The organism is Streptomyces morookaense, from assembly GCF_013030945.1.
GTDB classification, from domain to species: domain Bacteria; phylum Actinomycetota; class Actinomycetes; order Streptomycetales; family Streptomycetaceae; genus Streptomyces; species Streptomyces morookaensis.
Window position 1 is genome coordinate 23,668 of record NZ_JABBXF010000015.1, and the last position, 17,497, is coordinate 41,164.

Genomic DNA, 17,497 nt, shown 5'->3' on the forward strand with positions numbered 1-17,497 from the left:
CCCGTCATGGGCCAGGCGAGTATTCGCCAGGGTTCGCCAGGGTGCGCCAGATGGTGTGCCACCGGGCCGTGGGTGTGATGTAGAACCGCGCAACCCCGGCCGCCCGGTTGCCGGACCGCATTCCCCAGGGTGCGTGAAGGCCCGGGGACCGGGAGCGCCGCATTCGCCGACACGAAGGGATCTGTTCCGCCCATGTATGCAGCATCGACCTCCGTGTCCGCTCCGCCCCGGCCGCTCCGTCCCCAGCAGAGCGGCAGCGGCCCCTACCTCGACCCCTCCCACGCCGTCGGGGCCGGGTTCGGGGGCGGACGGGCGCGGAGGGGCCCGGGGCTCGGCGCCCAACCGCTCAGCGGGAGAATCGACTTGTCCGGCCCTCAGGGCGCGCAGCTGCGCACGGCGATCGCTTCTGTGCACCGTATCTGCCCCGAGTTCAACCCCGTTCAGGTGCTGCGCCGCAGCGGCCGCTCGGTTCTGCTGGTCGGCACGACCGGACGTACGACGGCCGTGGCCAAGTGTTTACTGGACCACTCCCCGTCCTGGGCCGAGCGCTTCCGGCACGAAATAGCCACATACCGGGCCTTTGTGCGGCACCGTCCCCCGGTGCGGGTCCCCCGGCTGATCGCAGCCGACCCCGACAACTGCACGCTGGTCATCGAGCGGATGCCCGGGCGCCCTGCCGCCGTCCAGCGGCACCCGGTGGACACGCTCCCCCGCGCGGATGTCAGGGCGGCCCTCGGCGCGGTGTGCCGGGTCAACCTCTGGCGCCCGCCCGCCGGGATGTTCGACATGCCGCTCGACTACGGCAAGCGGATCGCCCGTTACCACGAGCTGGGCCTGCTGACCGACCGGGACATGGGCGACCTGCAGAAGCTGCTGCACGGTCTGGCCCATGTACAGGGGCAGTTCTGCCACGGGGACGCCCTGCTCTCCAACGTCCTGCTCTCCCCCGCGGGTCCGGTGCTCGTCGACTGGGACCACGCCGGCTGGTACCTCCCGGGGTACGACCTGGCGACGCTGTGGGCGGTGCTGGGCGACGCTCCGGTGGCGCGGCGTCAGATCAGCCAGCACGCCCAGGCCGCGGGGCCCACGTCCCGGGACGCCTTCCTGGTGAACCTGATGCTGGTCCTGACCCGGGAGATCCGGACGTACGAAATGGCCGTGCAGCGTGCCCTGCACGAGCCGGCCACCCCCGGCAGCGCGGAGTCCGGTGAGGAACAGCGCCTGCTGCTCCGCCGACTGCACGACGACTGCGCGCTGGCCAGGCGCGCGGTCAGGGCCGCCGTGGGCACACGATGACACCCCGACGCCGAGGCGCCGCGCACCCCTGCGCGGCGCCTCGGCGTGTCGGCTGCATCGAACCGCCGTCACCAATCCGGGTGAGGCCTGTCCGGACGGGCCTCCGGCCCCACCCGCGAAACGCCTGGCGCGGACGTTGACGTGCGCATTGCGGCCCCTTCAGTCTGATTGACGGATCGTCTGATCCCACTGGGGCTCTTGGTAGGTTCGCCCCATCTCGGTCCACGTGCGCCGGCGCACGGCACGGTCCGTCCAGAGGAGGCCGCATTGCGAGGATCGCAACAACACCGGTCACGGCAGGCGCCCCGCAGAGGGCTCCGAAGAAGCCGCCGTACTTCCCGGGCGGCCGGCGCAGTCGCGTCGGCCGCCCTCCTGCTCCCGGTGGTCGCCGCCGCCCCCGCGGTGCCGGCCGAGCAGCCCCGATCGGCCGCGTTGCAGCAGGAGTTCACCGCCGCCGCGGCGAAGTACCACGTCCCGCAGAGCGTGCTGCTCGGCGTCGCCTATCTGGAGTCGCGCTGGGACTCCCACGCCGGGGCCCCCAGCGTCACCGGCGGCTACGGCCCGATGCATCTGACGGACGCGGCCACCGCGGTGGCCGCCGCGGGCGAGCGGGACGAGGCCGCGGGGGACGCCCGCGGCGAATCCGACCGGCCGCGTGCCGCCGGCCGCATGTCCGTCCCCGCACCGGCGGTCCTCCCCGCCCGGCTGCGCACCCTCCCCCACGCCGCCGAGCTCACCGGGCTGCCGGCCGGGCAGCTGCGCAGCAGCACCGCGGCCAACCTGCGGGGCGGCGCGGCCCTGCTCGCGGACGCGCAGAAGCGGCTGGGTCTGGCCGACGGCGGCAGCCCCGCCGACTGGTACGGAGCGGTGGCCGCGTACTCCGGCGCCACCGACTCGGCGACGGCGGCCACCTTCGCCGACGACGTCTTCGACGCGATCCGCGCCGGCCGGCAGCGCATCACCGACGCGGGCCAGGCCGTCACCCTGCCCGGCACCCCCGGGCTCACCCCCCGCACCGAGCAGCTCGGCCGGCTCCGGCTGCCGCCCCTGCATTCCGGCGACCAGGTGGAATGCCCGCGCTCGGTGGCCTGCGAGTCGATCCCCGCGCCGTACCAGAAGCTCGACAACGGAAAGGACTACGGCAACCACGACGTCGCCGACCGGCCCCGCTCCCAGAAGGTCGACTTCATCGTCGTCCATGACACGGAAGGCACCTGGGAGGGCACGGTCAAGCTGGTCCAGGACCCGACGTACGTCTCCTGGAACTACACGGTGCGCTCCAACGACGGGCACATCGCCCAGCATGTGCCGACCAAGGACGTGGCCTGGCACGCGGGCAACTGGTACGTGAACGCCAAGTCGGTGGGCATCGAGCACGAGGGCTTCCTGGCCCAGCCGGACGCCTGGTACACGGAGGAGATGTACCTGTCGTCCGCCAAGCTGGTGCGCTATCTGGCCCAGAAGCTGGACATCCCGCTGGACCGCCAGCACATCCTGGGGCACGACAACGTCCCCGGCACCACCGCGGCCACGATCAAGGGCATGCACACCGACCCCGGCCCCTACTGGGACTGGGACCACTACTTCGGTCTGCTGGGCAAGCGCTTCCGCTCCACGGCGAGCCCCTTCAGCGGCATGGTCACCATCGACCCGGACTACGACGAGAACCGCCCGGACTACACCGGCTGCGTCAAGCCCGGCGAGCCCTGCGCCCCGCACGGCTCGGGCGCGGTGCGGCTGCACACGGCGCCGGACGAGAGCGCACCGCTCGTGCAGGACGTCGGGCTGCACGGCGACGACCCGTCCACGACCGGCGTCAACGACACGGGCGCCCGCGCCTCCACCGGGCAGCAGTTCGCCGTCGCCGACCGCCGGGGCGACTGGACGGCCATCTGGTACCTGGGGCAGAAGGCCTGGTTCCACAACCCCTGGTGGCAGCCGACGGCCCTGAATGCGAGCGGCGAGTTCGTCACCCCGCGGGAGGGGCTGGACGAGATCCCGGTGTACGGGCGGGCCTTCCCCGAGAAGGAGGCCTATCCGCAGGGCGTCCCCGTGCAGACCGTGGAGCCGCTGCCGTACAAGCTCCTCGCCGGGCAGGCCTACGTCCTGGGCCAGCGGTCCCCGAGCGAGTATCTGTGGGCGACCACCTTCGAACCGGCGGGCCACCAGGTGATCCGTGGCAAGGACGTCTACTACGAGATCCAGTTCGGGCACCGGGTGGCCTTCGTCAAGGCCTCGGACGTCACGCTCCGGCCCTCGAACCGCTGAGCCCCTTTGCGGACAGGACAGCGCAGGAGCCCGGCACGGCGTCGGCCGTGCCGGGCTCCCGTCCGGTCGTGAAGGGGGCTCAGCCCGCCTGGAACATCTCCGCGGGCAGCGGCTTGAGCAGCTGGTACAGGTCGTCGGTGATCGGCCGGTCCCAGCTGGCGATGGTGACGAGCACACCGTCGCTGCGGTCGAACTGGGTGCAGGCGATGCGGCCCTCGGAGCACTTCAGCCGGCGCACGATGAGGAGGTTGTCCTCGTGCATCACGGGGACGTCCTCGGTCTCCAGCACCTCCACCGGCTCCTCGTTGCCCAGGGCCGCGAGCAGCTGGGCCACCTCGAAGGGCACCTGGCCCTCGGCGAGCTCCCGGGCCGGGGAGCCCTCGGGCAGATTGCCGATGATCATCGCGGGGCCGCGTCCGCCGAACAGGTCGTAGCGGAGGAAGACGCCCTGGCAGCTCCCGTCGGGCGCGGGCAGCAGCCCGGCCCCGAGATCGCCCGGCCAGTCCCCCGGGTCCATGGCGAGGACGTCGAAGTCCGGCCCGGCGGGGGTGGCGGCGCTGCGGCGGCGGAGGAAGGACATGGCTCCATCCTACGGGGGCGCCGTCCGTGGTTGCTCGCACCGTCCCCGCACTCTCGCGGGGCCCCGGCCGTCAGGTGAGGTCGAACTCGCCCTCGCGGGCGCCGAGGACGAAGGCGCGCCACTCCCCCGGCGGGAAGATCAGCTTCGGGCCGTCCGGGTTTCCCCCGCTGCGCATGGCGACGAAGCCCTCGACGAAGGCGACCTGGACTCCGCTCGTGCGCCCCTGGCTGCTCGTCTGCCAGATGGCGTTGGCGAGGTCGAGATCGGGAGCCGCTTCGCCCGCCCATGCTTGCGTCGTACCGTCCGCCACGTCCGCACTCCTCCCGGCTCGTCGTCCCGGCCCCAACCCTAGCGAGCGATGCCGCCGCCGCACAGGCCGCCCGCAGGAGGTTGCGTCAGCCGCCGGGCGGCCGGTCGCCCACGAGCCACATGGCGAAGAACTGCGCTCCGCCGCCGTAGGCATGACCCAACGCCCGGCGCACACCGTCCACTTGGTGCTCGCCCGCCCTGCCCCGCACCTGAAGTGCCGCCTCCGCGAAGCGGATCAGGCCGCTGGCGCCGATGGGGTTGGTGGACAGGACGCCGCCGGAGGGGTTGACGGGCAGGTCACCGTCCAGCGCGGTCGCCCCGGATTCGGTGAGCTTCCAGCCCTCGCCCTCGGCGGCGAAGCCGAGGTTCTCCAGCCACATCGGCTCGTACCAGCTGAAGGGGACGTACAGTTCGGCCACGTCGATCTCACCGCGCGGGTCGGTGATCCCGGCCTGGCGGTAGACGTCGGCCGCGCAGTCGCGGCCCGCGCGCGGCGAGACGAAGTCCTTGCCTGCGAAGAGGGTCGGTTCGCTGCGCATGGCGCCGCCGTGCAGCCAGGCGGGCGGGTGCGGCGAACGGGCCGCGCCGGCCCGGCCGGTGAGGACGACGGCGCAGGCGCCGTCGGAGGAGGGGCAGGTCTCGGAGTAGCGGACGGGGTCCCACAGCATGGGCGACGAACGCACCTTCTCCAGGGTGATGCCGTGCTCGTGGAGGTGGGCGTAGGGGTTCTTCAGGGCGTTGCGGCGGTCCTTGTAGGCGACCAGGGCGCCCACGCCGGGCGGTGCCCCGGTGCGCCGGATGTAGGCGCGGACGTGTGGTGCGAAGAAGCCTCCGGCGCCGGCGAGCAGGGGCGGCTGGAAGGGGACGGGCAGCGACAGGCCCCACATGGCGTTGGACTCGGACTGCTTCTCGAAGGCGAGGGCGAGGACGGTGCCGTGGATGCGGGCGGCGACGAGGTTGGCCGCGACGAGGGCGGTGGAGCCGCCGACCGAGCCGGCGGTGTGCACCCGCAGCACGGGTTTGCCCGCGGCGCCGAGCGCGTCGGCGAGGTGGAGTTCGGGCATCATGACGCCCTCGAAGAAGTCGGGGGCCTTGCCGAGGACGACGGCCTCGATGTCGGTCCAGTCCAACTCGGCGTCGTCGAGGGCGCGTCGGGCGGCCTCGCGGACGAGTCCGGCGATCGAGACGTCGCGGCGGGCGGCGGCGTGCTTCGTCTGGCCGATCCCGACGACGGCGACGGGCTCCTTGTGGACGGCGTGGGTGGCGTGGACGGCGTGGACGGCGCTCATGGACGGCGCTCCCCCTCCAGGACGGCGACGAGGTTGTGCTGCAGGCACGGGCCCGACGTGGCGTGGGCCAGGGCCCGGTCCGACTCGCCGCGCCGGATGCGGTCCGCGGCCTCGCCGATCCGGATCAGGCCCGTGGCCATGACCGGGTCGGCGGCCGGGGCGCCGCCGGACGGGGTGACCACGACGTCGTCGGTCAGCCGCAACTCCCTGCGCAGGATCACCTCCTGGGCGGGGTGGGACGCGTGGAGCTCGGCGGTGTCCACGGGCGCCTCGAAGGCTCCGGCGCGTTCGGCGGCGAGGCGGGTGGAGGGCGACCGGGTGAGGTCGCGCACGCCGAGGGCGTGGGGCTCGATGCGGTGGTCGATGCCGTGGATCCAGGCGGGGCGTGCGCACATCGCACGGGCCCGGTCCCCGGCGGCGAGCACCACGGCCGCGGCACCGTCGACGACGGTGCTGCCGGGCCCGGGCGGCACGGTCCCGCCCGCGTCGGCGAGGGCCTGTGCCTGGAGTCCGGCGAGGGCGGCCGGTCCGGGCCACAACGGGGCCGTGCAGCAAGGGTCGAGCTGCCGGGTGAGGACGTCCTCCAGGTCGCCGGCCGTGGGTTTGCCGCAGGCGTAGACGAGGGCGGTGTCCGCGTCTCCGGTGAGCAGTTTCACCCAGGCCTCGTACAGCGCCCAGGCCCCGTCCGCCTCCACGTGGGACTCGGCGACCGGCGGCCAGGCGCCGACGCCGTCGAGGGTCATGGTGAAGGAGAAGGGCCGGCCGGCGAGGTAGTCGCTGGAGCCCGAGCAGGTGAAGTCGGCTTCGCCGGGCGCCAGTCCGGCCTGTGCGAGCACGTCGGTGAGGACGGGCAGCAGCATCTCGGTCTCCGACAGCCCTGGGTCGGGGGCCACGCTCTGTGCGAAGGCGACGACGGCGATGTCGCGCAAGGTGGCGCGCAAGTGGCCGGTCACAGCAGCCCCTTGTAGGTGTCGTAGGCGGCGTCGGGTTCGCCGGTGGGCCGGTAGTGGTCGGGGTGGCGGCCGTCGCCGGTCCATACGGGCTCGACGCGCAGGCCCATGCGCACCTGCTCGCAGGGGATCCCGGCGATGCGCCCGTGGAGGGCGAGGTCGGCGCCGTCGAGGGCGATGTGGGCGTAGACGTACGGCACGTCGATGTCCAGGTGCCGCGCCTTGATGTTGACCACGCAGAAGGTGGTGACGGTGCCACGGGGTCCGACGTCGACCTCCTCGGCGGTGGCGACACCGCAGGTGGGGCAGACGCCGCGGGGCGGGACGTACACCTTGCGGCAGGCGGGGCAGCGTTCGCCGGTGATGCGGTGCCGGGCGAGGGCGTCGAGGTGGCGGCTCTGGGCGCGGCCGGGGGTGTAGGTGTAGTCGAGCCGGGCGGGGGTGGTGAGGACGGTGACGGGGTCGGCGAACTGCCCGCTGTGAGGGGTGACGTGGGCCCGCCTCTCCTCACCCCCATACGGCTCGAAGCAGGCGATGTCGGTGATGGCGCCGGTGCGCTCGGCCGCCCAGCGGATACGGACCCGCATGCCGGTGTGCACGGCCTCGGGCCCGGGGGCGTCGAGGGCGTGCAGCAGGGCGGTGTCGGCGCCGTCGAGGCGGACGAGCACCCAGGCGAAGGGGGTGCGCAGCGGTCGCTTGGGGCGCGGATCGGGCTCCCAGGACCAGGTGGTGACGGTGCCGGTGCTGCCGACCTCGACGAGGTCGCGGAGCTCCTCGGCGGTGCCGGGGTCGTACTCGGCGGGCGGGACGAGGACCCGCCCGTCGGCGGTGCGCACGCCGAGGACGGTGCGTTCGCGCAGCCCGGTGAGAAAGGCACTCTGCACGGGCCCGAGGGACCGGGTGAAGGGAAACTCGACCACGAGGGGGGCTGTGAGAGCCATGGGGCACCTCCTGGGTACTGGTACCGATACCACGCCCCGTAAGGGGCGCGGGGAACTGCGCGACAAGCCCCCACCGGCCCGCAGGGGTCCGGGGCGCAGCCCCGAGTGCTTCGACCGCGGGCGCGTCGTGGCTGAGCGCGCAGTTCCCCGCGCCCCTTACGGGGCGCTAGGCACGCCGGAACACGGCGACCCGTTTCTCCACAAAGGCCCGAGCCCCCTCCTTGGCATCGGCAGTGCCGAAAATCCCCATACCGCGGTCGAGTTCGACCGCAAGAGCCTCGACCTCGCCCATCCCGGCGGTCTCATAGGCGCAAGCCTTCACCGCCTCCACCGCCAACGGCCCGTTGGCATTGATCAGTTCGGCGGTCTCCAACGCCTTCCGCAGGGCGGTCCCGTCCGGCACGACATGGCCGATCAGCCCGATGCGCTGCGCTTCGGCTGCGCCGTACGGGCGTCCGGTGAGCAGCATCTCCAGGGCGTGGGTGCGCGGGATCTGCCGGGGCAGGCGGACGGTTGAGCCGCCGATGGGGAAGAGGCCGCGCCGGACCTCGAACAGGCCGAAGACGGCGCTCTGTCCGGCGATGCGGATGTCGGTGCCCTGGAGGATCTCGGTGCCGCCGGCCACGCACGGCCCCTCGACGGCGGCGATGACGGGCTTGCGCGGCCGGTGGTGGCGGAGCATGGCCTTCCAGTGCAGGTCGGGGTCGGCCCGGAAGCGGGCGCGTACGGAGTCGTCGCCGCCGTCGGGTTCTCCCGTGCGGGCGAGGGCCTTGAGGTCCATGCCGGAGCAGAAGGCGCCGCCCGCGCCGGTGAGGACGATCGAGCGGATGCCGTCGTCGGCGTCCGCGGCGAGCCAGCCGTCGTACAGGCCGGCCAGCATCGGGAGCGACAGGGCGTTCTTCGCCTCGGGCCGGTCGAGGGTGAGCACGAGGGTCGCACCGACGCGCTCCACGGTGAGGTGTCCGTTGCCGTCCATGCCGCACAGGGTGCAGGAGGGTGCGGGGCGGTACAAGAGATTTCTGACAACCCGTCAGTTTTCTTGGCGCCGGCCCTTCCCGCCGCCCCGGCCCGGCGCTCTAATGGCCGCCGTGGACTACAACCTCGCCGATCTCTTCGAGTCCGTCGCCGACACGGTGCCCGCCCGGGAGGCGCTCGTCCACCTCGGCCCGCCCGGCGGCGCCGCCCGCCGGCTCACGTACGCGCAGCTCGACGCGGCGGCCAACCGGCTGGCCCACCACCTGCGCGACAGCGGCATCGCGCCGGGCGAGCACGTGGGTCTCCACCTCTACAACGGCGTCGAGTACCTCCAGACCGTGCTGGCCTGCCTGAAGATCCGGGCGGTGCCGGTGAACATCAACTACCGCTACGTGGCGGACGAGCTGGCCCGCCTGTACCGCGACACGGACCTGGTGGCGGTGGTCTTCGACGCCGAGTTCACGCAGCGGGTGGCGGAGGCGCTGCCGCGGACGAGGATGCTGAGGCATCTGGTGCAGGTGGGAACTACGGAGGAACCCCGTATCAACGCGGTCCCCTTCACGGAAGCCGAGGCATCCGGCTCCCCCGGGCGGGACTTCCCGTCCCGCTCCGGCGACGACCGCTTCATCATCTGCACCGGCGGCACCACCGGCATGCCCAAGGGCGTGGTCTGGCGGCAGGAGGACCTCTTCTTCTCCGGCCTCGGCGGCGGCGCCCCGACGGGCAGGCCGGTCGAACGCCCGGAGGAACTGGCCGAGCGGGTGGCGGCGGGCGGGGAGGGGCTGGTCTTCTTCCCCACCGCGCCGCTGATGCACGGCACGTCCACGCTCACCGCGTTCATCGCCTTCGGCTTCGGCCAGAAGACCGTGCTGCACCGCAAGTTCGTGCCGGAGGACGTCCTGCGGACGGTGGCGCAGGAGCGCGTCACCAGCGTGTCGCTGGTGGGCGACGCCATGCTGCGCCCCCTGGTGGACGCACTCGCCGGCCCGCTGCGGGGCACCGACTGCTCGTCGCTGCTGAGCGTGAGCAGCTCGGGGGCGGTGCTGTCGCGCACGGTGCGGGAGGAGTTCACGGCCCTGCTGCCCGGGGTGCTGCTGCTCAACAACTTCGGCTCGTCCGAGTCGGGCTTCAACGGCACGGCCACACAGGACGGAAAGGGTTTCCGGATTCGCGTCAACAACCGTACGGCGGTGGTGGATCCGGTGACTCACCGCCCGGTGGCCGCGGGCGAACCCGGACGGCTCGCCCAGCACGGGCACGTCCCCCTGGGCTACTACAACGATCCCGAGCTGACCGCCCGGACGTTCTTCCACGAGCAGGGCGAACGGTGGGTGCTGCTGGGGGACATGGCGACGGTCGGCACGGACGGCGTCGTCACGGTGCTCGGGCGCGGGTCGCAGTGCATCAACACGGGTGGCGAGAAGGTGTTCCCGGAGGAGGTGGAGGAGGTGCTGAAGGCGCACCCGGGCGTGTACGACGCGGTGGTGGCGGGGGCGCCGGACGAGCGGTGGGGCGAACGGGTGGCGGCGGTCGTACAGCCGCGTCCGGGGGTTGCGACTCCGTCGCAGGGAGCCTTGCAGGCGCATTGCCGGGAACGGCTGGCGGGGTACAAGGTGCCGCGTGTGGTGGTGTTCGCCGATTGCATACGGCGGTCGCCGAGCGGCAAGGCGGATTACCGGTGGGCGCGGGGGGTGGTGGGTGGGGGATGATGCCCCGGTCCCGCCCCAGGGCGCATCGTCACCGGCGGATCCCCCTCCCCGCGGGCCTACAGGCCGCTGCGGATGCGGCGGCCGCTGATCGTGCCGAGCCTGATGCGCACCCAGGTGTCCCGTCCGCCGCCCGGCCAGGGCTGCGGGTCGGCGCTCTCGCGCAGGCGCTGCTGCTCCTGCGGGTCGGTGACCGGTTCGGCCATTCCTCTGACGAGGATGCTCCATCCCTCGTTGCGTGCCTCGTCGATCCTGTCGACCTCGAAGGCGACCTCACCGCCGACGGCGCTCGCGAGCACGCCTCCGGCGGCCGTGCGGAAGATGATGGCGTCACCGGCGAACCTGTAGTTGACGGGTGCGGCCTCCAGGCCCTCCGACCTGGCGAAGACCACTCGGCCGATGCCGCCCGCCGCGAGTTTCTCCCAGCACTCCGCGAGCGGGAGCTCTTCGAGGACCGGGGCACGCGCCGGGGAACCGCCACCCGGCGGGTGCTGGGTGACCCCTCCCAGCAGGGCGGAGACCGAGGTACCCAGTGCGCCGGCCAGGGCGGTGAGTGTCTGCAGCGAGACGACACCCGCTCGCGACTCCACGTAGGCGAGGTAACCGGCGTCCATGCCGGCCCGGGCAGCGGTCTCCTCACGCGTCAGGCCCAGTTCCTCCCTGCGCTGCGCCACGCGCCGCCCGAGATCACTGCCGGGAGGTACCCGTGAGGAGCCGGCCTCGTCATCTGGTTCCGCGGCCATGCCGTGTCCCCGTTCCTCGCCGCAAACAGCGCTTTCCTCCCTATCTTCCCCAGCCCGGCTGCCGCCCGCACTCCCGGAGCCCGGACGTGCCCGGACATGCCACGAAGGCGACGCCGAGAGATGGTGGATGCGGAGAGCTGTGCCCAATGGGGCCGGCGGACCGGGAAGGCGGTGAGCAGGATGGTTCAACCCGTAGTGGTGGGCGTCGACGGGTCGGACGGCAGCCTCGCCGCCCTCGACTGGGCCGTGGAGGAAGCCGCCCGCCTCCGGCTTCCTCTGCGTGTGGTCCACGCGTCGCTCTGGGAACGCTACGAAGTAGCAGTCCCTTCTTTCAGCGGTGAACGGCCGGCGGAGGAGGTCGCGGCTCAACGCATCGTCGCCTCGTCGGAACAACGTGCCCGGCAGCTCTGCCCCGACGTGGAGGTGAACGCCGTGACAGCGCCGGACGACGCCGCTCAGGCCCTCGTGGCGGAGTCCGACAACGCGTCCCTACTGGTGACCGGCCGCTCGGGGCGCGGAGCCGTCAAGGAGCTCCTGCTGGGCTCGGTCAGCCTCGCCGTCGCGGGCCGCGCCCGCTGCCCGGTCGTCGTCGTACGCGGCGAGGGACGCAACATCAAGGGCATGAGCCACCGGGTGGTCGTCGCCGTGGGTGAGGCGGACGAGGCCGCCACCGCCGTACGCTTCGCGTTCCGCGAGGCCGCGGCCCGCGGCTGCGAGCTGCAGGCCGTACGAGCCTGGCGCAGCCCTCAGCAGCCGACGGATCCACTGAGCGTGCTCGACTCCGCCGCCCGGTCCTACGAGACGTGGGCGAAGGCCGTCCTGGACGAAGTGCTGGAGGAGTCCCTGGCCGAGCACCCGGACGTCTCCGTCACCCGCACGGTGGTGGAAGGGCCGACGCACCACGTGCTGCTCGGGCCGGCCGCCGACGCCGACCTTCTGGTCCTCGGGGCCACCCGGCGGCAGGACGGGGTCGGGCTGCACCTGGGCCGGGTCAGTCACACGGCTCTGCATCGCGCGGGCTGCCCTGTGGCGGTGGTGCCCCACCGGTGAGAGCCGGCGCGCCCGTTCATCATGTGTCGGTCAGGAACTCCCGCTCGATCCGGCGCCGCACCCGGGCTGCGAGGTCCAGAGCCTGCTGCGAGACGACCGCTCGCGGGGGGACCGGCGAGGTGATCCGCCGAGCGTCGGCAGGCAGGTCCGCGAGGTCGCGGGCGAACCGCCTCTTCGCCTCCTGCAGCCGGTCCCGCCGCGTACCGGCACAAGTCCGTCGGCCGCCTCTCATGACCGTCTCCAGCAGCGGCTCGCCGTCCGGCGGCGCGGGCTCGTCATGGAGGGCGATGACGTCCGCGTAACCAGGGCGCCGGAAGACCTGCTTGCGGCCGGGGAACGTCACCTTGGCGGCGGACAGCTTCATGACGGGCCGTCCGTCGTACTCGGCCAGCTTGTAGGCGGAGTCCAGACAGGGGGCGTCGGCGGAGACGCCGACCTTTGTGCCGACCGCGTAGGTGTCGATGGGCGCCCCGGAGCGGACGAGCCGGTCGATGGCGAACTCGTCGAGGCCGCCACTGGCGACGATGCGCACCTCGGGCAACCCGGCAGCGTCGAGGATGTGCCGTGACCGTACGGCGAGCGCGCCCAGGTCACCGCTGTCCAGGCGGATCGCGCAGCCCGGACCGAGGCCGAGGTCGGTGAGGACGCGGGCCGCGGTCGCCACGCCGCGCTCGGTGTCGTAGGTGTCCACCAGGTATGTCACCGGGCCGGGGTGGGCGCGGGCGAAGGCACGGAAGGCCGCCTCCTCGGTCCCGAACGCCTCGATGTAGGAGTGGGCCATCGTCCCGAACGCGGGCAGGCCTTCGGCGTGGGCGGCCGCCACGTTGCTGGTGCCGGCGAAGCCGACCATGGCTCCGAGCCGGGCCGCCTGGCGGGCGGCTTCCGTGCCGTGTGCACGGCGCAGCGAGAAGTCCACCACCGGGTGCCCGTCGGCGGCCAGAACGCAGCGGGCGCACTTGGAGGCGACGGTGGTCTGGTGGTTGACCTGGTTGAGGACGTAGCTCTCGACCAGTTGAGCCTGCGGCAGGGGCGCGGTCACCTCCAGCAACGGTTCACCGGCCAGCGCCACGCGCCCTTCGGGTACGGCCCGTACGTCGCCGGTGAACCCGAGGCCGAGCAGCGGTTCCAGATCCTCCGGGGAACGGCCCAGTACGGCGGCGAAGACCTCGACGTCCTCGGCGTCCACGCGAAAGCCGGAGAGGTGGTCGAGAGCGGGCTCCAGGCCCGCTGCCACGAGGAAACCGCGATCCTCCGGGACATCGCGTACGAACAGGCTGAACGTCGCGGGCCGGGTCAGCCCGTCGCGCAGGTACGACAGGGCCATGGTGACCTCGTAGAGGTCGGTGGTCGTGGCATCCGACATCGTCGGCGCCTCCTCCCTCAGCGGAGGCGTCCCGCCTTCGGGTCGTGCTCCGGGTGGTGCACGTGGGCATCCGGGCCACCACCTCCTTGCCGTGTCCCCAACACCAGACTCCGCCCCTACGGCCCGAAACGCACGCTGCCCGGCCGGAACCGTCCACCTGCTCCGTTACGCCCGCTTCGGCGCATACTTCGGCGGCACGACGCCCGGGGCCTGTACGGAGTCGCGATCACGGGACCGGGGGAAGGCCGCAGCGGCGGGAACATTCCGGCGAGGCGTTTCGTTGCGCCCTGGGCCCATCCACGTTGCCATCACTGGGAGTACCGTGCCCGAAACCACGCACGCCACCTCCGCTGTTCTCCCCGCACTCCCGGCCCTGAGCGCGCAGGCCGAGCGACTCATCGAACTGGGGGTGCACGAGCTGGCAGGGCTGCCTGCCGCCGAGCTTCGTACCTTTGCCGCAGCCGCCGAGGCCACTGCTGGTGGCGATGGCGCCCTGCTCGCTGTTCACCCGGACCAAGCCCCTGCCTCCGCCCTGGCGCCGCTGCTCCGCCGGGACGGCAAAGCGGGCTTCGTTGTCACAGACATGCCGGATGTCGACCTCTTCGCCCCGCTCGACACGGTCGCGCTGCCCGACGCTCCGCTTTACCTCCTCACCGGCCTCGACCGTGGCGACCAGATGGCCAACTGGAGCCCGAACGAGGCGCTGCCCGCCCTCGCCGCGAAGGCCCGGACCCCGTTGCTGCTCACCGAGGGCATCCACTGGGTGATGCAGCAGCCCGCCGTCCTGGAACGCAACCACTGCTTCATGACCGTCGGCTCTCGGCTGCGCAAAGCCAACGGCACTCTGGACGCCCGCACGCCGGCACTCTGGATCAGCAACGGCACCGGGCGCGATGGCCGCGAGCGCCGCAACGCCCCCAAGGTCGGCTGGTGCTGGGCGGGCAACCGCCACACCTGGCTGGGCTTCGCCTCCGCAACGGGCCGGCGTAGCGGGTGGCCGGCCCTCTCCAGTCCTTGATCTTGTTGATGCACCGCTCCACGGTGCTGCGTTCCGTACACGCCCCAGGGGGCGCCCCCCCCTTGACGCCGCCCTCCCCGCCTGCTTGGTTGGACCGAACGATCGGTCGGCACACCCCGGAGGCGAGCGCGCCATGGATCTCCGAACCCTCCAGCAGGAGCGCCTCCGCGCCACGCTCCGCCGCGCCTACGAGCACGTCCCCTTCTACCGCAACGCCTTCGACACCGCCGGCGTCCGTCCCGAGGACTGCCGTACCCCCGCCGATCTCCCCCGCTTCCCCTTCACCGCCAAGGACGACCTCCGCGCCCAGTACCCCTGGGGCATGTTCGCCGTGCCGGAGAAGGACATCCGCCGCATCCACGCCTCCAGCGGCACCACCGGTACTCCCACCGTCGTCGGGTACACCGACGGCGACCTCGACACCTGGGCCGATGTGGTCGCCCGTTCCCTCCGTGCAGCGGGCGCGCGGCCCGGTGACCGGGTACATGTGGCCTACGGATACGGTCTGTTCACCGGCGGCCTCGGCGCCCACTACGGCGCCGAGCGCCTCGGCTGCACCGTCATCCCCGCCTCCGGCGGGATGACCTCGCGCCAGGTGCGGCTGATCCAGGATCTCCGGCCCCGGATCATCATGGTGACGCCCTCCTACATGCTCACCCTCCTCGACGAGTTCGAGCGCCAGGGCATCGACCCCCGCACCACCTCGCTCGAGGTCGGCATCTTCGGTGCCGAGCCCTGGACCGAGGAGATGCGGCGGGAGATCGAGGAGCGGTTCGCGCTCGACGCCGTCGACATCTACGGGCTGTCGGAGGTCATGGGCCCGGGCGTGGCCCAGGAGAGCGTGGAGACCAAGGACGGGCTGCACATCTGGGAGGACCACTTCTATCCGGAGATCGTGGACCCGTTCACGGGCGAGCCGCTCCCCGAAGGCGCCCTCGGCGAGCTGGTGTTCACCTCGCTCACCAAGGAGGCCATGCCCGTCGTCCGCTACCGCACCCGCGACCTCACCCGGCTGCTGCCCGGCACCGCGTACCCGGAGTTCCGCCGCATGGAGCGGCTCACCGGCCGCAGCGACGACCTGATCATCCTGCGCGGGGTGAACCTCTTCCCCTCGCAGATCGAGGAGATCGTCCTGCGCACGCCCGCCGCCTCGCCGCACTTCCAGCTGCGCCTCACGCGCGAGGGCCGGATGGACCGGCTGACCGTGCGCGCCGAGGCCCGTCCCGAGGCGACGTCCGCACAACGCGCGGCGGCCGCCGCGGAGATCGCGCGGCAGGTCAAGGACGGCATCGGGGTCTCGGTGGCCGTCGAGCTCGTCGACCCCGAGACCCTGGAGCGGTCCGTCGGCAAGCTCAGGAGGATCGTCGATCTGCGAAGCGCTCCCTCAGCTCCCGCTTGAGGATCTTCCCGCTGGCGTTCCGCGGCAGTTCGTCGACGAACAGGACCCGCTTCGGTGCCTTGAAGGAGGCCGTCCGCTCCCGCACGTAGGCGATCAGCTCGTCCTCGCCGACCGGGCCGCGCGTCACCACGACGGCCGTGACGGCCTCGATCCAGCGCTCGTCCGGCAGGCCGATCACCGCCGCCTCGACGACATCGGGGTGCCCGTACAGCACGTCCTCGACCTGCCGGGAGGCGATGAGCACGCCGCCGGAGTTGATGACGTCCTTCACTCGGTCGACGACCGTGAAGTAGCCGTCCGCGTCCCGGACGACCAGGTCTCCGGAGCGGAACCAGCCGTCGCGGAAGGCCTCTTCGGTCTCCTGCGGCTTGTTCCAGTAGCCCTCGCACAGCTGCGGCGAGCGGTAGACGGCCTCGCCGGGCGTGCCGTCGGGGACCTCCTCGCCCGTCTCGTCCACCACCTTCGCCTCCACGAACAGCACCGGCCGTCCGCAGGAGTCCATCCGCCCCTCGTGCTCGTCGGGGCCGAGGACGGTGGCCAGCGGGCCGATCTCGCTCTGCCCGAAGCAGTTGTAGAAGGCGAGGCCGGGCAGCCGGGCGCGCAGCTTCTCCAGCACCGGGACGGGCATGACGGAGGCCCCGTAGTAGGCCTTGCGCAGGGCGGAGAGGTCGCGGGTGGCGAAGTCGGGGTGCTGGGCGAGGGCGATCCAGACGGTCGGCGGGGCGAAGAAGCTGTCGGCCCGCCCCTCTTCGACGAGTGCCATGACCCGTGCGGGATCCGGCCCGTCGATGATGGTGTTCTCGGCGCCCACCGCCAGGTAGGGCAGCAGGAAGGCGTGCATCTGGGCCGAGTGGTAGAGCGGCAGGGCGTGGACGGGGCGGTCCGTCTCCCTGAAGTCCATTGCCGTGATGACGCTGACGTATTCGTGCACGAAGGCGCGGTGGGTCATCATCGCACCCTTGGGCAGCGCGGTGGTGCCCGAGGTGTAGAGGAGCTGGACGAGTTCGGGGCGGTTCCCGTTCAGTTCGTACAGCAGGCGGGAGCGGGTGCCGTCGAGCCGGTCCAGCAGCGAGCCGGGGGCGTCGCACAGGGGCAGCGACCGCGGGGTGTCCGGGAGCCGGGGTTCGAGCTGCGGGTCGGCCAGGACGAGCGTGCTGCCCGACTGGTCCAGGAGGTATTGCAGTTCGCCGCCGGTGAGCTGGTGGTTGACGGGTACGTGCACCAGCCCGGCGCGGGCGCAGGCGAGGAAGCCGATCAGGTAGGCGTCGGAGTTGTGGCCGTAGGCGGCGACGCGGTCGCCGGGCTGCAGGCCGTGTTCCAGGAGCACGCCCGCCGCCGCGGTCACCGCCTCGTCCAATTCGCGGTAGGTCCAGGTGCGTTCGCCGTAGCGCACCGCGGTTCTGTCCGGTACGCGCCGGGCGGTGCGCCGGATGATGCCGTCCACGGTGCTCTCGCGTACTCCGGACATGGCCCGGATCTTTGGGCAGCGGGCGACGGGCGTCAAGGGGGCTGGCCGGTGACAACTCGACGATCAGTTCACGCAACCGTGACGCTCACAACTGGCGTTTTACAGAACGCCTGTTGTCGTCTTGTGACCCCTTAGGAGGTCA

The 17,497-nt window shown here is 72.4% G+C and carries 15 protein-coding genes; 6 read left to right on the top strand and 9 right to left on the bottom strand.

The genetic code is table 11. From position 1 onward, the window contains the following. Positions 1 to 192: 192 nt before the first annotated feature. Together HG542_RS08600 and HG542_RS08605 are read left to right on the top strand one after the other, a co-directional pair. Entirely contained in the window at positions 193 to 1,296 is a 1,104-nt protein-coding gene (locus HG542_RS08600; RefSeq protein ID WP_171079510.1) for an aminoglycoside phosphotransferase family protein, read from the top strand. Positions 1,297 to 1,563: 267 nt separating this feature from the next. Further along, a complete protein-coding gene (locus HG542_RS08605; RefSeq protein WP_171079511.1) occupies positions 1,564 to 3,564 on the top strand; it encodes an N-acetylmuramoyl-L-alanine amidase in 2,001 nt (666 codons plus the stop codon). 79 nt (positions 3,565 to 3,643) lie between these two features. Here HG542_RS08605 and HG542_RS08610 read toward each other — a convergent pair whose 3' ends face one another. The 6 genes from HG542_RS08610 to HG542_RS08635 all read right to left on the bottom strand — a co-directional run bounded on the left by HG542_RS08610 (position 3,644) and on the right by HG542_RS08635 (position 8,609). Further along, a complete protein-coding gene (locus tag HG542_RS08610; RefSeq protein WP_171079512.1) occupies positions 3,644 to 4,144 on the bottom strand; it encodes a hypothetical protein in 501 nt (166 codons plus the stop codon). Between the two features lie 70 nt (positions 4,145 to 4,214). Beyond that, the gene (locus HG542_RS08615) at positions 4,215 to 4,454 is read right to left on the bottom strand and encodes a DUF397 domain-containing protein (protein WP_227724073.1); all 240 of its coding nucleotides are present in this window, start codon (positions 4,452 to 4,454) and stop codon (positions 4,215 to 4,217) included. A gap of 85 nt (positions 4,455 to 4,539) precedes the next feature. Beyond that, positions 4,540 to 5,742 carry a thiolase family protein gene (locus HG542_RS08620; RefSeq protein ID WP_171079514.1) on the bottom strand — a complete coding sequence of 401 codons (1,203 nt, stop codon included), beginning with the start codon at positions 5,740 to 5,742 and terminating at the stop codon, positions 4,540 to 4,542. Next, positions 5,739 to 6,671, bottom strand: a complete 933-nt coding sequence (locus tag HG542_RS08625) for a thiolase family protein (protein WP_171079559.1) — start codon at positions 6,669 to 6,671, stop codon at positions 5,739 to 5,741. Before HG542_RS08625 ends, HG542_RS08620 begins: the two co-directional genes overlap by 4 nt. Before the next feature lie 20 nt (positions 6,672 to 6,691). Further along, positions 6,692 to 7,633 carry a Zn-ribbon domain-containing OB-fold protein gene (locus HG542_RS08630; protein WP_171079515.1) on the bottom strand — a complete coding sequence of 314 codons (942 nt, stop codon included), beginning with the start codon at positions 7,631 to 7,633 and terminating at the stop codon, positions 6,692 to 6,694. Between the two features lie 166 nt (positions 7,634 to 7,799). Further along, positions 7,800 to 8,609, bottom strand: a complete 810-nt coding sequence (locus HG542_RS08635) for a crotonase/enoyl-CoA hydratase family protein (protein ID WP_171079516.1) — start codon at positions 8,607 to 8,609, stop codon at positions 7,800 to 7,802. A 112-nt stretch (positions 8,610 to 8,721) separates the two neighbouring features. On the opposite strand from HG542_RS08635, the gene HG542_RS08640 reads away from it, so the two are divergent. Further along, a complete protein-coding gene (locus tag HG542_RS08640) occupies positions 8,722 to 10,317 on the top strand; it encodes an acyl-CoA synthetase (protein WP_171079517.1) in 1,596 nt (531 codons plus the stop codon). A 56-nt stretch (positions 10,318 to 10,373) separates the two neighbouring features. On the opposite strand, the gene HG542_RS08645 is transcribed toward HG542_RS08640, so the two are convergent. After that, positions 10,374 to 11,057: a helix-turn-helix domain-containing protein gene (locus HG542_RS08645; RefSeq protein WP_171079518.1), complete on the bottom strand. Its 684-nt coding sequence runs from the start codon at positions 11,055 to 11,057 to the stop codon at positions 10,374 to 10,376. Between the two features lie 180 nt (positions 11,058 to 11,237). Here HG542_RS08645 and HG542_RS08650 point away from each other — a divergent pair, with 180 nt between their 5' ends. Then, the gene (locus tag HG542_RS08650) at positions 11,238 to 12,107 is read left to right on the top strand and encodes a universal stress protein (RefSeq protein WP_171079519.1); all 870 of its coding nucleotides are present in this window, start codon (positions 11,238 to 11,240) and stop codon (positions 12,105 to 12,107) included. 19 nt (positions 12,108 to 12,126) lie between these two features. On the opposite strand, the gene HG542_RS08655 is transcribed toward HG542_RS08650, so the two are convergent. Further along, positions 12,127 to 13,470 (bottom strand): nicotinate phosphoribosyltransferase, encoded by a 1,344-nt coding sequence (locus HG542_RS08655; protein ID WP_171079520.1) that lies wholly within the window; start codon positions 13,468 to 13,470, stop codon positions 12,127 to 12,129. 322 nt (positions 13,471 to 13,792) lie between these two features. On the opposite strand from HG542_RS08655, the gene HG542_RS08660 reads away from it, so the two are divergent. Together HG542_RS08660 and paaK are read left to right on the top strand one after the other, a co-directional pair. Further along, on the top strand, positions 13,793 to 14,488 hold the full coding sequence (locus HG542_RS08660) for a DUF5701 family protein (RefSeq protein WP_171079521.1): 696 nt from the start codon (positions 13,793 to 13,795) through the stop codon (positions 14,486 to 14,488). A 133-nt stretch (positions 14,489 to 14,621) separates the two neighbouring features. Further along, positions 14,622 to 15,887, top strand: coding sequence for a phenylacetate--CoA ligase PaaK (paaK, locus tag HG542_RS08665; RefSeq protein WP_171079522.1), 1,266 nt, complete (start codon positions 14,622 to 14,624; stop codon positions 15,885 to 15,887). Here the strand turns inward: paaK and HG542_RS08670 are convergent. Further along, positions 15,841 to 17,355 carry an acyl-CoA synthetase gene (locus HG542_RS08670; RefSeq protein WP_171079523.1) on the bottom strand — a complete coding sequence of 505 codons (1,515 nt, stop codon included), beginning with the start codon at positions 17,353 to 17,355 and terminating at the stop codon, positions 15,841 to 15,843. The two genes, paaK and HG542_RS08670, sit on opposite strands and share 47 nt — an antisense overlap. Positions 17,356 to 17,497: the final 142 nt, after the last annotated feature.

Bases quoted from the DNA above. Each gene is read 5' to 3' on its own strand.
- HG542_RS08670 (WP_171079523.1), bottom strand. From the start codon at position 17,355: ATGTCCGGAGTACGCGAGAGCACCGTGGACGGCATCATCCGGCGCACC.
- HG542_RS08645 (WP_171079518.1), bottom strand. From the start codon at position 11,057: ATGGCCGCGGAACCAGATGACGAGGCCGGCTCCTCACGGGTACCTCCC.
- HG542_RS08650 (WP_171079519.1), top strand. From the start codon at position 11,238: ATGGTTCAACCCGTAGTGGTGGGCGTCGACGGGTCGGACGGCAGCCTC.
- HG542_RS08630 (WP_171079515.1), bottom strand. From the start codon at position 7,633: ATGGCTCTCACAGCCCCCCTCGTGGTCGAGTTTCCCTTCACCCGGTCC.
- HG542_RS08610 (WP_171079512.1), bottom strand. From the start codon at position 4,144: ATGTCCTTCCTCCGCCGCCGCAGCGCCGCCACCCCCGCCGGGCCGGAC.
- HG542_RS08655 (WP_171079520.1), bottom strand. From the start codon at position 13,470: ATGTCGGATGCCACGACCACCGACCTCTACGAGGTCACCATGGCCCTG.
- paaK (WP_171079522.1), top strand. From the start codon at position 14,622: ATGGATCTCCGAACCCTCCAGCAGGAGCGCCTCCGCGCCACGCTCCGC.
- HG542_RS08620 (WP_171079514.1), bottom strand. From the start codon at position 5,742: ATGAGCGCCGTCCACGCCGTCCACGCCACCCACGCCGTCCACAAGGAG.
- HG542_RS08635 (WP_171079516.1), bottom strand. From the start codon at position 8,609: ATGGACGGCAACGGACACCTCACCGTGGAGCGCGTCGGTGCGACCCTC.
- HG542_RS08600 (WP_171079510.1), top strand. From the start codon at position 193: ATGTATGCAGCATCGACCTCCGTGTCCGCTCCGCCCCGGCCGCTCCGT.